Source organism: Acidovorax sp. JHL-9 (assembly GCF_000426205.1).
Taxonomy (GTDB): domain Bacteria; phylum Pseudomonadota; class Gammaproteobacteria; order Burkholderiales; family Burkholderiaceae_C; genus Acidovorax; species Acidovorax soli.
Genome location: NZ_AUEX01000021.1, coordinates 39,425 through 56,619 on the forward strand (window position 1 = coordinate 39,425; position 17,195 = coordinate 56,619).

24 protein-coding genes and 1 pseudogene are annotated in these 17,195 nt (G+C 64.3%); 9 read left to right on the top strand and 16 right to left on the bottom strand.

All coding sequences use genetic code 11. The features are described 5' to 3' along the window. Positions 1–33 precede the first annotated feature (33 nt). Genes K225_RS0113810 through K225_RS0113845 form a run of 8 tightly spaced genes read right to left on the bottom strand, consistent with a single transcriptional unit; the run spans position 34 to position 6,273 of the window. Positions 34–531 (bottom strand): hydrogenase, encoded by a 498-nt coding sequence (locus K225_RS0113810; RefSeq protein ID WP_026436969.1) that lies wholly within the window; start codon positions 529–531, stop codon positions 34–36. Between the two features lie 16 nt (positions 532–547). Continuing rightward, positions 548–850, bottom strand: coding sequence for a HypC/HybG/HupF family hydrogenase formation chaperone (locus K225_RS0113815; protein WP_026436970.1), 303 nt, complete (start codon positions 848–850; stop codon positions 548–550). Position 851: 1 nt separating this feature from the next. Continuing rightward, positions 852–1,520: a HyaD/HybD family hydrogenase maturation endopeptidase gene (locus tag K225_RS0113820; protein WP_026436971.1), complete on the bottom strand. Its 669-nt coding sequence runs from the start codon at positions 1,518–1,520 to the stop codon at positions 852–854. Between the two features lie 19 nt (positions 1,521–1,539). Beyond that, positions 1,540–1,881 carry a HigA family addiction module antitoxin gene (locus K225_RS20830; RefSeq protein ID WP_233250309.1) on the bottom strand — a complete coding sequence of 114 codons (342 nt, stop codon included), beginning with the start codon at positions 1,879–1,881 and terminating at the stop codon, positions 1,540–1,542. A 1-nt stretch (position 1,882) separates the two neighbouring features. Next, positions 1,883–2,620 (bottom strand): Ni/Fe-hydrogenase, b-type cytochrome subunit, encoded by a 738-nt coding sequence (gene cybH / locus K225_RS0113830; RefSeq protein ID WP_026436973.1) that lies wholly within the window; start codon positions 2,618–2,620, stop codon positions 1,883–1,885. A gap of 27 nt (positions 2,621–2,647) precedes the next feature. Next, positions 2,648–3,253 carry a HupE/UreJ family protein gene (locus tag K225_RS0113835; protein WP_026436974.1) on the bottom strand — a complete coding sequence of 202 codons (606 nt, stop codon included), beginning with the start codon at positions 3,251–3,253 and terminating at the stop codon, positions 2,648–2,650. A gap of 31 nt (positions 3,254–3,284) precedes the next feature. Continuing rightward, a complete protein-coding gene (locus K225_RS0113840) occupies positions 3,285–5,144 on the bottom strand; it encodes a nickel-dependent hydrogenase large subunit (protein ID WP_026436975.1) in 1,860 nt (619 codons plus the stop codon). 28 nt (positions 5,145–5,172) lie between these two features. Further along, the gene (locus K225_RS0113845) at positions 5,173–6,273 is read right to left on the bottom strand and encodes a hydrogenase small subunit (protein WP_026436976.1); all 1,101 of its coding nucleotides are present in this window, start codon (positions 6,271–6,273) and stop codon (positions 5,173–5,175) included. A gap of 288 nt (positions 6,274–6,561) precedes the next feature. Here K225_RS0113845 and K225_RS0113850 point away from each other — a divergent pair, with 288 nt between their 5' ends. Continuing rightward, positions 6,562–7,053, top strand: coding sequence for an MBL fold metallo-hydrolase RNA specificity domain-containing protein (locus K225_RS0113850; protein WP_081679691.1), 492 nt, complete (start codon positions 6,562–6,564; stop codon positions 7,051–7,053). A gap of 486 nt (positions 7,054–7,539) precedes the next feature. On the opposite strand, the gene K225_RS0113855 is transcribed toward K225_RS0113850, so the two are convergent. The 4 genes from K225_RS0113855 to K225_RS0113865 are packed head-to-tail and all read right to left on the bottom strand — an operon-like array spanning position 7,540 to position 8,711. After that, on the bottom strand, positions 7,540–7,779 hold the full coding sequence (locus K225_RS0113855) for a hypothetical protein (RefSeq protein WP_155885277.1): 240 nt from the start codon (positions 7,777–7,779) through the stop codon (positions 7,540–7,542). Positions 7,780–7,809: 30 nt separating this feature from the next. Beyond that, positions 7,810–8,007, bottom strand: coding sequence for a hypothetical protein (locus K225_RS22230; RefSeq protein ID WP_155885278.1), 198 nt, complete (start codon positions 8,005–8,007; stop codon positions 7,810–7,812). Positions 8,008–8,016: 9 nt separating this feature from the next. Continuing rightward, positions 8,017–8,352 carry a helix-turn-helix domain-containing protein gene (locus K225_RS0113860; protein ID WP_026436979.1) on the bottom strand — a complete coding sequence of 112 codons (336 nt, stop codon included), beginning with the start codon at positions 8,350–8,352 and terminating at the stop codon, positions 8,017–8,019. Beyond that, positions 8,349–8,711, bottom strand: coding sequence for a type II toxin-antitoxin system RelE/ParE family toxin (locus K225_RS0113865; RefSeq protein WP_026436980.1), 363 nt, complete (start codon positions 8,709–8,711; stop codon positions 8,349–8,351). The genes K225_RS0113860 and K225_RS0113865 overlap by 4 nt, the downstream gene beginning before the upstream one ends. Positions 8,712–8,892: 181 nt before the next feature. Here K225_RS0113865 and K225_RS0113870 point away from each other — a divergent pair. Continuing rightward, positions 8,893–9,318 (top strand): annotated as a pseudogene (locus K225_RS0113870) (IS256 family transposase); the annotation flags it as partial. 106 nt (positions 9,319–9,424) lie between these two features. Then, entirely contained in the window at positions 9,425–10,042 is a 618-nt protein-coding gene (locus K225_RS0113875; RefSeq protein WP_026436982.1) for a type IV toxin-antitoxin system AbiEi family antitoxin domain-containing protein, read from the top strand. Between the two features lie 204 nt (positions 10,043–10,246). Here K225_RS0113875 and K225_RS20835 read toward each other — a convergent pair whose 3' ends face one another. Next, positions 10,247–11,059 carry an undecaprenyl-phosphate glucose phosphotransferase gene (locus K225_RS20835; RefSeq protein WP_155885279.1) on the bottom strand — a complete coding sequence of 271 codons (813 nt, stop codon included), beginning with the start codon at positions 11,057–11,059 and terminating at the stop codon, positions 10,247–10,249. 382 nt (positions 11,060–11,441) lie between these two features. On the opposite strand from K225_RS20835, the gene K225_RS0113885 reads away from it, so the two are divergent. Further along, positions 11,442–11,624: a hypothetical protein gene (locus K225_RS0113885; RefSeq protein ID WP_026436983.1), complete on the top strand. Its 183-nt coding sequence runs from the start codon at positions 11,442–11,444 to the stop codon at positions 11,622–11,624. Positions 11,625–11,705: 81 nt separating this feature from the next. Here the strand turns inward: K225_RS0113885 and K225_RS0113890 are convergent, their stop codons facing one another. Genes K225_RS0113890 through K225_RS0113900 form a run of 3 tightly spaced genes read right to left on the bottom strand, consistent with a single transcriptional unit; the run spans position 11,706 to position 14,213 of the window. Beyond that, positions 11,706–12,383: a hypothetical protein gene (locus K225_RS0113890; RefSeq protein WP_238323237.1), complete on the bottom strand. Its 678-nt coding sequence runs from the start codon at positions 12,381–12,383 to the stop codon at positions 11,706–11,708. Beyond that, on the bottom strand, positions 12,380–13,378 hold the full coding sequence (locus tag K225_RS0113895) for an MlaD family protein (protein ID WP_026436985.1): 999 nt from the start codon (positions 13,376–13,378) through the stop codon (positions 12,380–12,382). Before K225_RS0113895 ends, K225_RS0113890 begins: the two co-directional genes overlap by 4 nt. Before the next feature lie 34 nt (positions 13,379–13,412). Continuing rightward, a complete protein-coding gene (locus K225_RS0113900) occupies positions 13,413–14,213 on the bottom strand; it encodes an ABC transporter permease (RefSeq protein ID WP_026436986.1) in 801 nt (266 codons plus the stop codon). Positions 14,214–14,520: 307 nt separating this feature from the next. On the opposite strand from K225_RS0113900, the gene K225_RS0113905 reads away from it, so the two are divergent. The 5 genes from K225_RS0113905 (at position 14,521) to K225_RS0113925 (ending at position 17,193) form a co-directional block, all read left to right on the top strand. Further along, complete coding sequence (locus K225_RS0113905; RefSeq protein WP_026436987.1) at positions 14,521–15,162, top strand: YitT family protein; 642 nt, start codon at positions 14,521–14,523, stop codon at positions 15,160–15,162. 47 nt (positions 15,163–15,209) lie between these two features. Then, positions 15,210–15,599 (top strand): hypothetical protein, encoded by a 390-nt coding sequence (locus K225_RS0113910; RefSeq protein WP_026436988.1) that lies wholly within the window; start codon positions 15,210–15,212, stop codon positions 15,597–15,599. 147 nt (positions 15,600–15,746) lie between these two features. Further along, positions 15,747–16,244 (top strand): plastocyanin/azurin family copper-binding protein, encoded by a 498-nt coding sequence (locus tag K225_RS0113915; RefSeq protein WP_026436989.1) that lies wholly within the window; start codon positions 15,747–15,749, stop codon positions 16,242–16,244. A 41-nt stretch (positions 16,245–16,285) separates the two neighbouring features. Beyond that, complete coding sequence (locus tag K225_RS0113920) at positions 16,286–16,810, top strand: DUF411 domain-containing protein (RefSeq protein ID WP_081679693.1); 525 nt, start codon at positions 16,286–16,288, stop codon at positions 16,808–16,810. Further along, positions 16,807–17,193 (top strand): copper-binding protein, encoded by a 387-nt coding sequence (locus tag K225_RS0113925; RefSeq protein WP_026436991.1) that lies wholly within the window; start codon positions 16,807–16,809, stop codon positions 17,191–17,193. The genes K225_RS0113920 and K225_RS0113925 overlap by 4 nt, the downstream gene beginning before the upstream one ends. Positions 17,194–17,195: the final 2 nt, after the last annotated feature.

Below are 17,195 nucleotides of genomic sequence, written 5' to 3' on the forward strand. Positions count from 1 at the left end.
TGTGTCCTTGCAAGGTGCGGGAAGGCGTGGCGTTCAGTGGCAACCGCCGGCGTCGCTGGAAGAAGCGGTCTTGCTCACCACCGGAATGCCGATGGTGGGCGGGCGTGAGGGCGGCATGCGCAGCGCGGCGTCCACGCCCTGCAGGTACACGTCCCAGTCCTGCATGCCGGCGATGGCGGTCACGTACTGGCCGCCGCGGAAGAAGAGGAGCGAAGGCCAGCGCTGCGAGCCGTAGCGGCGCGCCACCGCGTCTTCGCTGTCGCGCGGCACGGCGGCCACTTCGAAGCGCTGGGGGAACACCTTCATCAGCTCGGGCAGCACGGCGGCCACGTCCTGCCCTTCGGGGAAGCGCACCGCGTCGCCTGCGAGCAGCAGCACGCGGTCGCCGGGCAGCGCGGCCCAGTCGGCCACGCTGGTTTCGTCCACCAGCGCGGCGCCGAAGTCGCGCACCAGGCGCATCACCAGCGGCGCGGCGGGGTCGGTGCTGGGCGGGGTGACGGCCAGCGGGCGGAAAGCGGTTTCGATGGTCATGAAGGTCTCCAGAAAATCAAGGGCCAGCAAGCTGGCGGAGTTGTTCGGCGCTCATGCGCGAAGGCAGCTCGAAGCCGGCATCGCCACTCAATACATCGCCCTGCATGGCGCCCAGCACCAGATCCAGCGTGGCGTTGACTTCGCTGGCGCGAGCGGCGTCGATGCACTCGCGCGCGTCACTCAGAAACACCAGCAGCCAGTCGCCCGGCGCCACGTCACCCACCAGTGCGGTGTTGACGCGGCGGCGTTCACCGCGCCCTTCGCACACCGCATGGCCCGGCTCGACAGCGGTCACTTGCATGGGAATGCCGATGCACATGTCAGGCCGCCTCTTTGGGGAAGAAGCGATCATCGCCTTCGCGGCAGGCCGCTTCCGGCGCGGGGCGCTGCGTTTCGTAGGCCGCGAGCGCAAGCTCGTCCATGGTTACGGTCTCGCGGCTGCTCAACGGCGCCAAGCGCGGCGCGGGCTGGCCGCCCCAGCGCGCGATCTCGGCCACGCCGAGCAACAGCGCTTCTTCCATCGCGGCCTTCACCACCGGGCGCAGGCTGCCGCCGTAGTCTTCCAGCTCCTGCGGCTGGCAACCGATCAGCAGCACGCGCGACGGGTACTTGCCCGTGAGCTGCGCGAGCGACAGCACTTCCTGGAAGCCGGTCTGGTGCAGGCTCATCTTCTTCGCGCCCATGAAGCGCGGCACCGCGTCGTCGCGCACCAGCTTCAGCGTGCCGGGCGCCAGGCCGTAGTCGATGGCGTCGAAGATCAGCAGCGCGTCCGCTTCCTGCACGTGCTGGATCAGGTACAGGCCCTGCGTGCCACCGTCCACCAGCGACACATGCGGCGCGAACGCGTGGCGCTGCTGCAGCGCTTCCACGCAGCGCACGCCAAAGCCCTCGTCGGCCCACAGCAGGTTGCCGATGCCGAGCACGCAGATGGAAGTGGGCGGCGTGTCACCACCGGGGTGACAGGTCGTTTGGGGCGAGGTGGGGCGCATGGCTGGGCTCACTGGGAGATCAGAAGGATGAGGAAGGGGAAGAGGCGGAACGCAGCCGCTTCCAGGCGTGGAAGCTGTCCCAGGCGGCCTGCTGCGTCAGCCAGAACGCGGCGTCGACGCGGAACACGCGCGCGCAGCGGATGGCGGTGTCGGGCGACATGGCACGCTGGCCGTGCACCAGCTCGTGGAGCCGGCGGCGCGACATGCCGAGCAGCCGCGCGGCTTCGCTCTGGTTCAGCGAGAGCGGCAACAGGCAGGTGCGCGCCAGCAAGCGGCCTGGGTGCGTGGGCACGCGCAGCGGCACTCCCACCGGTGGTTGCACCGGTGCCGCCCTGAACCTGGAGCGGGCTGCGCGGCTCACGTCATTCCTTGAACGTGCGGTGGCCGGAAATCATCGTGCTCACAATGCTCTGCCGGCCCATGATGTCTTCGCGGATGGCGGCGTAGATGTGCAGGATGACGAACAACACCACGCCCCACATGCCCATGCGGTGCCAGGTGTGCACGTCCTGACTCTGACCAAACAGCGGGATCACCCATCCAAACATCCGCTCCTGCCACGAGCCCATCTGCGAGCCCTCGCCGTACAACGCGAAGCCGGTCACGACCATGAAGATCGACAGCATCAGGTAGAAGAAGAACATGGCAAAGCGCGCCAGCGGGTTGTGGCCCACGTACTGGTTCGGCTTCGGGATGAGAAACAGGTACCAGCGCAACATGTTGAACACCTCGAGCCAGTACGCCTTCTGGAACACCGGCACCCAGAACAGTTCCTTGGCGTGGTGGTTGCCCACGAGCGCCCAGTAGGCGCGCCCCACCAGCCCCACGGCCATGATGTAGCCAGCCGCAAAGTGCGCGAAGCGGATGTAGCCCATGAGGTAGTTCGCGCTGGCCTCGCCCGGCATGGTAGGCAGCGGCACACCGATGAAATAGCCGGTGACGCACAGCACCGTGATGGCGAGCGCATTGATCCAGTGCCAGAGGCGCACCGGCACTTCGTACACATAGACCGAGCGGATCGTCTGGCCCTGCTGCAGTTCCAGCGCATCGCGCTCGGCACCCGTGGCGTGGTGAGGCGTGTGTTGGTGTGTGGCGGACATAGTGATGACCTCCTGGAATGAGTGGGCTCAGGCCGCAAGCTGCCCGAAGAGATACAGGCCCGCCGCGCTCAGCAGCGCGCCCAGCCCACCGAGCACCACGCCGCTGCGCTCGGCCAGCCAGCGCTTGATACCCATGCCCATGCCCACGCCACCCCCATGCAGCAGCGCCGTGGTGATCAGGAAGCCCGCCGCGTAGCCGGCAAAGCCGCTCTCGGGCGTTTCGGAACCGTGCGCCAGGCCATGCAGCGAAGCGGCCGCTGCGATCAGCCCGAGGCCAATGGCAGGCGTCACGGTGGCGCGGCGCGCGAGCAGCAGCATTGCGCCGAACATCACCACCGAGAGCGACACGCCGTGCTCCAGGTAGGGCACGGTGAAGCCGAGCATGCCCAGCGTGGCGCTGGCGATGAGCGCGAGCAGGAACACAACCGGGCCCTGCCAGGCTTTACCAGCCGGCAGCGCCGAGACCGACCACACGCCCACGGCCACCATGGCCAGAAGATGGTCTGCGCCGAAGGGATGCACCAGGCCCTCATAAAGACTGCTGGTGCCATGGCCGGTGTGGGCCTGCGAGGTGCTGGCCAGGCCGGCGAGCAGTGCGGCGGCGATCAGGCCGCGCGTTGTTTTTGCGTTCATGGGAGTCTCCTCGTTGTTCTGGGGTGGATGTTCACCGCACCGTGACGCGGCTCATTTCTTGCCCGTCTTCGCTCATCACGTGCGTGGAGCAGGCCAGGCAGGGGTCGAAACTGTGCAGCGTGCGCAGAATTTCCAGCGGCTGCTCAGGGTTGACCATTGGCGTATTCATCAACGAGGCCTCGAAGGCACCGATCTGCCCCTTGTGATCGCGCGGCGAGCCGTTCCAGGTGGTGGGCACCACGCACTGGTAGTTTTCGATCTTGCCGTCCTTGATGCGGATCCAGTGGCCCAGCATGCCGCGCGGTGCAGCCACCGTGCCCACGCCCTTGGCCTCCTTCGGCCAGGTCTTCGGGTCCCACTTCTCGATGTTGGCGGTGCTACTGTCGCCGCCCTTGATGTTGTCGACCATCTGCTTGAAGTCGTCCATCATCATTTCAGCGGCGTACTGGCTTTCCAGTGCGCGCGCCAGCGTGCGGCCAATGGTGGTCGGCAGGAGCTGCTTGGCGGTGTACCTGGTCTCGGGCAGGCCCAGCGCCTTCGGAATGCCGCTATTGATGGCCGCCGCCGCCTCGTCCACCTGCTGCTTCACGCGCTGGCAATACTTGTTGCCTTGCGTGGCGTGCGCATAACCCAGGATGTAGCGCGACAGCGGGCCCACTTCCACCGCGTGGCCGCGCCAGCGAGGCGACTTGATCCACGAGTATTTGGCCGATTCGTCGAGCTGCTCGATCTTCGTGCGCGTGCCCTTGAAGTTCGGCCCCTCGGGGTTGTAGTTTGCCTCGGTCACGCCGTCCCATGGGTGCAGACCCTTGGTCTCGTCGCCGTACTTGTACCAACTGTGCGTCACGAACTCCTGCACCTGCTCGGGATCGCGCGGGTCGATCTCGTGAATCTTGTTCCAGTCGCCATCCAGAATCACGCCGCCCGGCAACTGGTGCGTGCTGTGGTCGTAAGGCACCTTCTCGTACGTACCGTAATCGGCCACGTTGGTGGCCGACAGGCCGCCACCGTACAGCCAGCCCGCCTGCTTGTAGATGGTGCCGATGGCCAGCACGTCTGGCACGTAGACGTTGTTGTTGAAGTCGATCATTTCCTGGATGCGGGCCTGCACGAAATTCAGCCGCTCCATGTTGATCGGGGCCCCCGCAGCGCCGTCGCCGTCGATGTTGATCGCGCACGGCACGCCGCCCACCAGGTAGTTGGGGTGTGGGTTCTTGCCGCCGAAGATGGTGTGCACCTTCACCCATTCCTTCTGCAGGTCCAGTGCCTCCAGGTAGTGTGTCACCGCCATCAGGTTCGCCTCGGGCGGCAAAACATACGCCTTTGAACCCCAGTAGCCATTGGCGAACGGGCCGAGCTGGCCGCTCTCCACGAACTTCTTCAAACGGTTCTGCACATCACGGAAATAACCGGGCGACGACATCGGATGCGACGGCGACACCATGTGCTGCAGGTCGCTCGTCTTCTTCGGGTCCGCCTTCAGGCACGAGATCACGTCCACCCAGTCGAGTGCGTGCAGGTGGTAGAAGTGCACCGCGTGGTCGTGCACCTGCAGCGTCTTGGCCATCATCTCGCGGATGAGGTGGGCGTTCAGCGGAATGCGGATGTCCAGCGCGTCTTCCACCGCGCGCACCGACGCGAGCGCGTGGCAACCGGTGCAGACACCACAGATGCGCTCGACGAACGCCCAGGCGTCGCGCGGGTCGCGGCCTTTCAAAATCACCTCCAGACCGCGCCACATGGTGCCGGTGGAGACCGCATTGCGGATCACGTTGTTGCTGTCGAGGTTCACCTCGCAGCGCATGTGGCCTTCGATCCGCGTCACCGGGTCGACGACGATGCGCCGACCGGTGTTGTCCATGCGGAAGCCTTGAGTTTCGTAAGCACCCATTTTTTCCTCGTTCTCGTCGTGGGGTCAGTCAGTGGTCGGCGGGTGTGCGCTTGTCTTCCGGCTTGCTGGCGTTGTTGTTGTCGCGCACGCGCTTGGCCACCGAAATCGCCGCATGCGCGGCCACTGCCGCACCAACCACACCGGCCGCCGTGCCACCGATCTGGTCGGCGTTGGCCTCGATGCCGAAGGCATGGATGTCGGTCAGGCGGTCGTAGAACGAGCCCTTGTCCCAGAAGCCGTCTTCCGAACAGCCGATGCAGCCGTGACCGGCCTTGATCGGGAAGCTCGTTCCCTCGTTCCACTGCACAGTGGAGCAGGCGTTGTAGGTGGTGGGTCCCTTGCAACCGACCTTGTAGAGGCAATAACCCTTGCGCGCGGAATCGTCGTCCCAGGCCTCGACGAACTGGCCGGCATCGAAGTGCGGGCGGCGGTAGCACTTGTCATGGATGCGCTGGCTGTAGAACATCTTCGGGCGACCCTGGCGGTCGAGCTCGGGCACGCGGTCGAAGGTGAGCATGTAGGTGATCACGCCCGTCATCACCTCGGGAATGGGCGGGCAGCCAGGCACCTTGATGATGGGCTTGTCGGTGATGACCTTGTGGATGGGCGTGGCCTGCGTCGGATTGGGCTTCGCCGCCTGCACGCAACCCCAGGACGCGCAAGAGCCCCAGGCGATGATGGCCTTGGCGTCCTTAGCGACGTGCTTGAGCTTCTCCACGAAGGGCTTGCCGGACTGGATGCAGAACATGCCGTCTTCGTTGAGCGGCGGGTTGCCTTCCACGGCCAGGATGTACTGGCCCTTGTACTTGGTCATGATCTCTTCGAGGATCGCCTCGGCCTGGTGGCCTGCGGCGGCCATCAGTGTGTCGTCGTAATCAAGCGAGATCATGGACAGCACAACGTCTTTGGCCAGCGGATGGGCGCTGCGGATGAAGCTCTCGGTGCAGCAGGTGCATTCCAGGCCATGCAACCAAAGCACCGGTGTGCGCGGCTTGTTCTCCATGGCGTGCGCGATCTGCGGTACGAAGGACGGCGCCAAGCCCAGCGAAGTGGCCGTGAGCGAGCAGTATTTGAGAAAGCTGCGGCGCGAAATGCCTTTGCGGCGCATGACCTCGTAGAAGGTTTCCATGGCGAATGTCTCCAGGTACTTGTGGTGAGCACCACGCTGTCCTGTCCGCATCGGGATGGAGAGACAACGCGGCACGCTTATGGGCGGGGGCGAGTCTTCATTGCAAATCGCGCGCCAGTGCATGCGCCTCGCGGGAATACCCTGGGAGGCCCACGTAAGTCCTTGTTTTATTTGGCCTTCAACTACGCCCAATGCGAGTCTTTAGATCGTCTCGGCTTTCGACTGAGAGATAAAATTCCACAGCCGCCATCAAAGTGAAATGTTACCTTCCAGAACTGGGCCAACTGCATCGAGCGCTACCGATACCTCGTGACACTATTCAAGAAGCTGCCATTGGCGCAGAACGTCAACGACTACGAGGCTCCCGACGCCATCCAACCCTTTCCCAAGGTGATCGTCTCCGCAAGTGGCATGGCCACTGGCGGACGAGTGCTCCATCACATCGCCGCCTTTGGGCCAGATCACCGCAACACCATCCTGTTCTCTGGCTTCCAGGCGGCGGGCACGCGAGGTCGCACGTTGCTCCAAGGCGCGCGCGAGGTGAAGATTCACGGTCAATGGGTCTCGGTGCGGGCAGAGGTTGCGGAGCTGCCCATGCTGTCTGCGCATGCCGATAGCAATGAATTGCTGCGTTGGCTCGGCGGTTTTCGGCGCGCGCCTCGGCGTATCTTCATAGTGCATGGAGTGCCGGACGCCGCAGACGCGCTGCGCGTGCGCATTAAACGGGGAGTGGGCTGGGATGCGGTGGTGTCCCGACAAGATCAAGTGTTCAGTTTGTAATGGATGGCTTAGAGCGCAAAAGCCAGACCTTGCTAAGAAACTCTTTGGCGAGGGCCCAGACAAAGCGAGGAACCTGACGTCCTTACTGACCGTACGGGACCGGATGCGTATCAGGCCCTTGAGGGCACGACCCAGGCTGCCGGCCTCAACGTGTCTGCGACGCGGGAGGGGTCGTCATCAGCATGTAGCACCGTTTTTTTCTAGATACTCTAATCGCCGGATGCTCAAGAAGCTTTTTTTGAACTACTCACTCAGGGCAGAAAAGCCGTAGATGAGACGTGGTGGTATTTTTGGTGGTATCTTCGAAAAACAAATCAAGAAAATCGAGAATCCACGCGGCCTACAGCCCGTCATGTGAACGACGCCCTCCCGCCATATACAACCCCAAGTGATTGATTCACTTAGGGTTTTTTCTTTGGGAGCCTGTCCTCCTGCCCAAACACCCGCCCAAAGCCAACCCGGTAGGGCTTGCACTTGATTGCAGGATCAAGGAAGGCTGTTGAGGTATTTGAGGAAGCTCCTTTGCTCTTCCTCTTTGTCCACGATCTGCATGAACGGCTCAAGGTTAGCCTTCGTCAAGAGGATGAAGCCTGCTTCCATAGATTGCCGCGCTGCTTCTATGCTCTGCTCGACAGTACCCGCCCACTTTGACCACTTCGCCAAATCCCTGGATGTCAGGGTGTCGATGTTTAGCGGTTCAAACACCTTACCGAAGGGTCTCAGCAATAGCTTTGCCTTGTACGCGCATGCGGCGCTCTACGTCCTTGAGCATTTCACATCAACCTGCTGCGCAGCAAGCATTCCATCAAGGGAACATCCGACTTGCTGAAGTTCTGCCAGATCAGCAACAGAGAGATGCGGCATGGCGGCAAGCATTTCGTCGATCCACATCCGGGCGTCTGATTGTTCCGAAGCGGCCATACTCAACCGGGGGGCGGAGATTGGTTCGGGCATCTCAGCCCCTTATGCAGGAGCGAGCATCAGATGCCCGACTTCAGACTTGGCAGGCCGTACCTTGATTTCAATGTCGTAGCCCAGCCGGGTGAGGCAGTCCATCAGCTTGCGCTCGGAAAGGTTGCTGAAGTCGCCGCGCATCATGTCTGAGACTTTGGGCTGCGTGATGCCCATCAGCTTGGCAGCCTCTTGTTGAGTCAAGCCACGACTGCGCATGGCCTTTCTGATCTCGACGACCAGTCCGGTTTTGATCTTGAGCTTTTCGGCGTCAGCCAAGCCGAGATCGGCAAACACGTTGCCAGAACCGCGATGCACTTCAACACCATCGACAAGTCGAGTTTTCATTTGCGCAACTCCTTCACATACGCTTCGGCCACTCTGAGCCTTGCGTGAACAATGTCCATGTCCTCTTTGGGCGTGGCGATTCCGCGCTTGCTCTTCTTTTGAAAGCAGTGAAGGACAAACACCGCTTCTGCGAACTTGACGGTGTAGACAGCGCGGTAGGTGCCACCGGCGTCGTCTTCCACCACTTCAAGCACACCAGCACCACCAAAGCCCTTGAGCACCTTGGCGTCGTCGTGCTTGTCGCCAGCCTGTGCCAGCGATAAGGCAAAACCGAAGTGGCGCCGTACATCGTCAGGCAATGCCAACAAGTCTCTGTAGCTGCTGCCGATCCACTCCAGTGGTTTTTCAGGCATTGGCATGGTTAAAAATATACATGAAATGGTATATGTGGTCAATGTCCGCATTTCGGCGAGCACCACCCCAGCAACTGGCGGAAAGCAATGGCCGATGGCCACCCCACTCGCGCGCACTCAATAGGGTGTCGTCTCTGAAAAGTAGCCTCCAAAAAATGTTTTTTGGCGCCGGTACCTGGCCATCGGCATCTTCATCGCCTGTGTCGATGGGCTCAAGGGCTTTCCCGAGGCCATCGAGGCCGTGCTCCCCAAGGCGGTGGTGCAGCTGTGCATCGTGCACATGGTGCGCCACAGCCTGAACTACGTGTCTTGGAAACGCAGGAAAGAGGTGGCCACCGATTTGAGGCGCATCTACCAATCGGCCACCGCCGAGGAGGCCGAGCTGCGCCTGGGTGAGTTCGAGGCCAAGTGGGATGCCGAGTACCTGCCCATTGGCCAGTCCTGGCACAGGAACTGGAGCCGCTTGACCCCGTTAAGTGACGAGGCGCTGAGCAAGCTGTTCTATTTGGCCCTGCGCAACATCAGCCAGAAGTGGACCATGCCTATCCGCGATGGGAAAGCTGCACTGACCCGCTTTACCATTCAGTTCGCAGACCGCATCTCTGTCAACTGAAGTCCGGCCCGTTTACACAAAAATTCGGACACGCCCGGTGGCTTAGTTTGTTTTTTTATCTAGTTATTTATTGACAAATGACTAGCTTTTGCAACAAACTGCATGAATGGCTCGTGGCGAAAACTCAACGATGGAATACGCCGTGCTCGCACTCGCCGAGCGACAGCCACTGCTGCGCGCACGCGACCTGACAGTACAGGCGCTGCCGACCGTTGCGCTCAGCCGACTGGTCGCTGCGGGCAAGCTGGAACGTGTGGCCCGCGGCGTCTACAGCCTGCCGGGGCGTGCGCTCAGCGAGCACCGGTCTCTGGCCGAAGTTGCCCTGCGGGCGCCGCGTGGCGTTGTGTGCCTGCTGTCGGCGCTGCGCGTCCATGGTATCGGCACCCAGGCACCGTTCGAGGTCTGGCTGGCGATCCCGCCGCATACACCCACGCCCCGACTGGACCAGCCGGCGCTGCGTGTGGTGCGCATGTCGGGACTGGCCCTCTCCGAAGGCGTTGAACCCATCGAAATCGATGGTGTGCAAGTCCCGGTGTTCAACGCCAACAAAACGGTGGCAGACTGCTTCAAGTACCGCAACAAGATCGGTCTGGACGTGGCGCTGGAGGCGCTGCGCGATGGCTGGGCTCAGCGCAAGCTGACCATGGATGCGCTCTGGCACTACGCCGCGGTCAACCGCGTAGCCAATGTGATGCGGCCCTACCTGGAAAGCGTGACAGCATGAGCCGCAACCTGGCCGCCTCCATCCGCGCCCGCTTGAAGCAACGCGCCTATGCCACGAAGCAGGACTTCAACCTGACGCTCACCCACTACGGGCTGGAGCGGTTGCTGTATTCGATACGGCCTGCGACCTACTCAGGGCGAACGGGGGAATCGTGGTGCGGCGGATACGGCCTCAGGCCCACTCAAGCCGAACGGGGGAACCCGCCTAATACGCGTTCTTGTGCACAAACCCCTTGAACACCGTCGCCACGATGATCTTCAGATCCAGCCACAGCGACACGTTCTCGATGTAGTGCAGGTCGTATTCCACGCGCTTTTCCATTTTGTCGAGCGTGTCTGTCTCGCCCCTGAAACCATTGACCTGCGCCCAGCCCGTAATGCCGAGCTTGACCTTGTGGCGCAGCATGTAGCCGGGCACCAGCTCTTTGTAATGCTCGTTGTGTGCCACCGCGTGCGGCCGGGGGCCGACGATGGACATGCGGCCTTGCAGCACATTGATGAACTGCGGCAGCTCGTCCAGGCTGGTGCGGCGCAGGAAGGCGCCCAGGGGCGTGATGCGCGCATCGTTGCGCCTGGCCTGGGTGACCTGAAAATCAGGCTCCTGGTGCACCACCATGCTGCGAAACTTGTAGACCCAGATCCCCTCGCCGTTCCAGCCGTGGCGCAGCTGCCGGTACAGCACCGGCCCGTGCGATGTGAGCTTGATGGCCAGTGCAATCGCCAGCATCAGCGGGCTGATCAGCAGCAAAATCAGCGCGCCCAGCAGCCGGTCTTGCACCGCCTTCATCAACCGCACCTTGCCGGTGATAGGCGAAGCCGACAAGTCCAGCATCGGAATGCCCAGCACCTCGCTGACACCGTGGTTGATCAGCCTGAGCGCAAACAAGTCGGGCACCAGGCGGATGTTGGCCGTGCTGTGGCGCAGCGCATCGAGCGTGGCAAAAATGCCCTCTTTGTCGCCCACCGGGAGGCACAGCCACACCTCGTCCACCGGCCGCTCGTCAACACACGCGCTCACACCACGCTGACTGGATATTCAAGCATTACCCACTCAAAATGTGACAATTTGTTCTATTGGTCACCACCTCCACCCCCCATCCATGCTGTCCATGCGGGGGCGTGTCTTGCGGCATCTGCGTCGGTTGTGCCTTTTGCACAGACCGCACGCGCTGCCAATGCCAGTCTTGCAAGGCAAGGCCTGCCAGTCAGCCCTCTGCGGGATGTGCCAAACATGCAACAAAACAATCCCACGCCAGGAGTTGCAAGTTTCGCTGTTGTCTTACAGACGGAACCGGTGCGGTCTGATGAAATCCCACCAACCAGCCAGCCAGCCAGCCATTGAGGCTCGCTGGAGGTTGTTGAGACCTTCCGATCCTTTTCCCTTGTGGAGGATTACCGCCATGAACCGCCACCCCATTCCATCCGGTACCCGTGCCATCGCGGCATTCACCGTCACGGTGGTTCTGTCGGTCTTGGCTGCAGGATTGGGATTGCTGCCCGACATTGCAGTGCAGTCGGCCGATTCCATGGCGCACTTGCCCAGCCAGCTCGATCAGTTGTTGCCGGCAGGGCTGCTCGAATAAGCATCCGTTCGGCAGCTGAGGCGGGCTGGAAGTCTCCGGGCTTTGCGTTGGTGGTTGGTCTCGCCACCCACGGCTCTCCCGTCAATCAGGCTTGCCGCCCCGCTCCACGATGGCGATGCGCCGCTGGAGCGCGGCAGCGGCCCCGGTGTCGCCTGCGGCCTGGGCGCGCTCGGCCTGCACCATCAGCCAGGCCAGCAAGGGCCTGCGCCAGCCCTGTGCCGATGCGGTTTCCACCGCCACCGACAGGGTGGCCGGTGTGGCACGGCCGGTTTTCAGCAGCACCCCCGCGGCCACCAGGCGCGACAAGGGGTCCGGGATGCCGGAGAGCCCGGCCCCGGCCTGGGCCACGCTGCGCTGGGCGGGGGGCAGTTGCGCTGCGTTCTGTGCGGCGAGCTGGCCGGCCAGGTAATCGGCGTAGGCCTTTTCGCTGGCGGGGGCATCGCGCCGCAGTGCTTCAAACGCGGCGCAGGGCTCGAACACCAGGCTGGCCACGCGCCCGGCGCAGCGCAGCAGCTCCAGCCGGGCCAGCAGATCCAGGCGGCCGGTACGGGCCAGGGCTTCGCGGGCCCGGGTCCATTCGAGTTGTTCCACCCGGTTGTCGCCGGCAAGGTAGGCGCTCTGGGCCTTTTGCGATGCGCCATGGGCGTCCATCTGCCATTCGGGGGTGGGCGGGCCGCTGGCACAGGCCGCCAGCAGCCCAACCGCGCACAGCACGCCCCAGCGGGTCAGTGCCTTCATCGGTGCAGGGGCGATGGTCATGGCAGTTGCAGCTCCGTGTTGCGCGCAAAGGGCCATTTGCGGTTGATTTCGTTGACCAGGCTTTCCACCTTGCGCAGATTGCTTTCCACCTCGGCGCGCAGGGCGCCCAGGTCGGTGGTGGCCTCGCGGGCGTTGGCGCCAATGGCCTGCGCCTCGACCAGCACCGCATCCACCTTGCGTAGGCTGGCCCGGGTTTCGGCCAGCAGGCCGTTGAGCTGCACCACGGTGGCGCGGACCTCGGGCACCAGGGCATCCTTGCCGCCCTGGCCAAAGACCTGTCGGTCGGCGCGCGCCACCATGCCGTCCAGGCGGGCCAGCAAGGCGTTGGTGCGCTCCAGCGTGGCCACCACTTTGCCGGCATCGGCCTCGTTGCCCATGAGCACGCCCAAAGCGCCGCCCGGCCCGTTCAGCCGCGCGGCCAGTTCCTGCACCTGCCCGAGGCTGCTGCCCAGGGCGGCGTCCTGGGCCGTGAGGGCGTTGAGGTTGCCCAGCAGCTCGCGCGCCGATGCCATGAGCTGGGGGATTTCGGCCGTGGCATCGCCGCGCAGCACGGGCCGCACGGCGCCGTCGGGCAACAGCGGGTCGGCCAGCATGCCAGTGTAGGCGCGGATATTGGTGCCCCCCACCACGCCGCGCACCAGGGTGAACACGCTCGACTGGCGCAGCCAGTGCGCGTCCTTGCGCGGCACATCCACGACGATGCGGGCATTGCCGTCGTCGGACAGCTCGATGCGCCGCACACGGCCGATCGGAAAGCCCGAGAACGTCATGTCCATGCCCACCACCACGCCTTCGGAGTCGTCGGCCGTGAGCACCAGCGTCTGCGTGGGCTCGAAGGCGCCGCGCGCATACAGCAGGTACAGGCCCGAACCCACGATGAGCGCCAGCGTGAACAGCAGCAACGCCGTGGCCTTGAGCTGCAGATGGGCCACGGGGCGCAGCGTTTCCACCAGCGGCGGCGGTGGCTGCAGTGAGGAAGGGGTAGGTTCTGTCATGGCGCGTTGCAGGGGTTCGGTAAAGCCATCCAACTCAATAGTAGTTGCCGACGAGCGAGCCCACCTCGATCAGCAGCAGCACGGCAAACATGCGTGCGAGGCCGCCCAGCTCGGAGTCGGGCGCAGCGCCCTCGCCCGCGTCGTACATGCCGGCCGCCGTGGGGATCAGGGCCACGGCCAGGCTGGAAAACAGTGTTTTCAGGACAAACACCAGCGTCACCGCCGGCGAGAACACATGGCCGAACATGCGCGTGTAGCCGGGCAGGCCGGCCAGATTGAAGCCATACACGCTGATATAGGCCATGACCAGCGCCACCACGCACGACAGCGCGGCCAGCGTGATGCTGGCAAACACACCGGCCACCACGCGCGGCAGCAGCTCCATGCGCATGGGGTCGCCCCCCTGGGCACGCAGGGCCTCGAAATGGCCCGACTGGCGCAGCAGCGCCAGTTGCGTGCCGTGGGGAATGGTGCAGCGCATGGCCACGAACAGCGTGGCCGTGAGCGGGATGAGTTCGAGCACCAGCACGCGAATCACCATTTCGAGCGCGTAGCGCGACAGGCCATAGCTGAGCGCCGTCACCACCACGATGCGCGTGATGACCAGGGCCAGCAAGGCCGCCAGCACCGTGAACCCCAGCAGGATGGGCGCCGTGTCGAGGTAGATCTGGCGCGCCAGCGTGCGGCGGGCCGACGGGCTGTAGCTGGATGGCGACAGCACCAGCACCAGCACCACCGCCCCCAGGTACACGATGCGCCCCCAGGCCAGCGCCCAGCGCCGCGCGGTGCGCCACAGGCGCTCGGGCAGCGAATATCCGGGCAAGTGGAAAAGCATGGGCGAATCATAGCGGCCAGCTACCATGGAATTTGAAACAAAATACCACGCAAGCACTTGATGCGTATGCACAAGCAGCTATTAATTAAGTAGCACCCTGGTTTTTTGGGCAGAGGCACCCGACCCCAGAGGCGCAAAGGGTCGGACAACCCTGCAAAACAGGCCCCAGCGCTTGCCCACCCGGCGCCAGCAGCTATCCATCGGATGGCAAAACCAGCCCGCCGCTTGCCGCCCGAACTTGACGCAAAGCAAGCCAGGCACGGCCCCTGCATGGTCCAATCCACTCCCGCCACGCCAACGCCGCCCCATGACCCGCTCGACCACCGCCCCCGCTGCCCCCGCCACACCGCCGGCCACCGTGCCGCACAGCGCCACCGAAGATGCGGTGGCGGTCTTCACCGGCGTGCTGCTGATCTCGGTGGGCGTGGCTTTTTTCACCAGCGCCGGGCTACTGACGGGGGGCACGGCGGGGCTGGCCTTCTTGCTGCACTACGCCACGGGCATCGGCTTTGGCAAGATCTTCTTTGTGCTCAACCTGCCGTTCTACTGGCTGGCGCTGCGCAAGCTGGGGCGCGAATTCACGCTCAAGACCTTTGCCGCGGTGCTGCTGCTGTCGGTGCTGACCGAATGGCAGGCGCAGTTCTTGCAGTTTTCCCACTTGCAGCCGCTGTATGCCGCCATCGCGGGTGGCCTGATCACGGGCACGGGCTTTCTGGTGCTGTTCCGCCACCGCTGCAGCCTGGGCGGCGTGGGCATAGCGGCCCTGTACCTGCAGGACCGCTACGGCTGGCGCGCGGGCAAGGTGCAGATGGCGGTGGACTGCTGCATCGTGCTGCTGGCGCTGTGGACGGTGGAGCCGGTGCGCGTGGCCTGGTCGATCGCCGGCGCCGTGGCCCTGAACCTGGTGCTGGCCATGAACCACCGGCCCGGGCGCTACATGGCGGTGTAGCGGCGGGCGGCATGGAACCTTTTGGCGCTGGCGCCTATCATTCAGGCATGCGTCGCATCCTGTCCCTGGCTTTGGTGGTCATGCTGGTCCTTCGGGGCCTCATGGGCACCGCCTTGGCCGCCGGCTTCACGCCCACACCGCCGCTGCAGGACGCCACGGTGCCAGCGCTGGCGAGCCCGGCCCAGAACCCTGGCGACCATGGCAGCGTCCACCAGGCCGCAGCCCCGGCCAACTGCCACGACACACCCGCCAGCGGATGCAGCCCGCACGAAGCCAGTCCCGCCTGCCCTGGCTGCGACGTCTGCCATTCGGCCATGCTGGCGCCACCTGCGTCGCCACTGCAGCCTCCGCCGCTGCGCGGTGCCGTGCGGTCTGCGGACACCGTGCCGTTCGCCAGCGTGCCAGCGGCGCGCACCATCAGACCCCCGATCGCCTGAGCTCCTACGCCCGAAGTGCGTCTGCCATGGCCTGCCCGGTCGCGCCTGTGCGCGCGGCCATGCGGGCATGACGGGGAAAACATTCTGCCCCCCCACGCACACCAGCCCGTCGCCCACGGACACCCACGCTGAAACCAGAAAAGAACCATGAAAACCATTCAATTCATCGCTGCTTGCGCATTACTGGCAAGTGCCACAAGCTCTTTTGGCCATGAAAACATGCCACGCCACAACGCCAGCGCCCCCGTGGCCAGGGAACAGAAAGACTGGGGCATTGCGGGCGATGCCAAGGCCGTGCGCCGCACCATCACGCTGCGCATGAACGACGACATGCGCTTCACCCCCAGCCACATCGAAGTGCGCGAGGGCGACACCGTGCGCCTGCGCGCCGAGAACCGCGGCAAGGTGCTGCACGAGATCGTGCTGGGCACCCAGGCCGAGCTGGCCCAGCATGCGCAGATGATGCAGAAGTTTCCCGGCATGGAACACGACGAGCCCCACATGGCCCATGTGGGCGCAGGCCGGCGTGGCGACATCGTGTGGCATTTCAACCGCCCCGGCAGCTTTGACTTTGCCTGCCTGATCCCCGGCCACTACGAGGCCGGCATGACCGGAACCATCACCGTGCTGCCCCGCAACCGCTGACTTCTTCCACCCTCCATTCATTCGTCTTCCAAGTATCCACCATGCACAACACCGCTGCTTTCTCTGCCCCCGCCACGCCGCACAGCGGCCTGCGCCGCCGCCACCTGCTCGCCGCCCTGCCCCTGGTGGGCGCGGCCCTCATCGCGCCGCGCCTGGTGCGCGCGGCCACCGCCACGCCCATCGAGGTCTGGAAAGACCCGAACTGCGGCTGCTGCCACGACTGGATTTCGCACATGGAGGCCAACGGCTTCAGCGTCACCATCCACGACACCGGCAACAACGCCGTGCGCGCGCGCCTGGGCCTGCCGCAAAAGCTGGGCTCGTGCCACACCGCGCTGGTGGGCGGCTACCTGATCGAAGGCCATGTGCCCGCCAGCGATGTGCGTGCCCTGCTGCAGCAAAAACCCCAGGCCCTGGGCCTCACGGTACCCGGCATGCCCGTGGGCTCGCCCGGCATGGACGGCGCGGTGTACGGCAACCGCCGCGACCCCTACGATGTGCTGCTGGTGGCGCGCAATGGCAGCACCCGTGTGTTCAAAAGCTATAACCAGAAGGCCTCGTCATGAAACCACTCGCCTATGGCACCGCCTCCCTGCTGCTGGCTGGTGCACTCAGCCCCGCTTGGGCGCAGGCCCCGGCGGACGCGCACGACAGCCACCACCCGGGCGCAGCCGCTGCCGCACAGGGCGCGCAAGGCAACCCCGGCAGCACACCGGCAGACCAGAGTGAACTGAGCGAAGGCGAAATCACCCGCTGGGACCTGCGCACGCTCAAGGTCACCCTGCGCCACGGCGAGATCAGGAACCTGGGCATGCCGCCCATGACCATGGTGTTCCGCGTGAACGACGCCAGCATGCTGGCCCCCTTCCAGCCCGGCGACAAGGTGCGCTTTCGGGTGGAGCGGCGAACCACCGGGTACTTCATCACCCGCATCGAAGCCGCGCGTTAAGA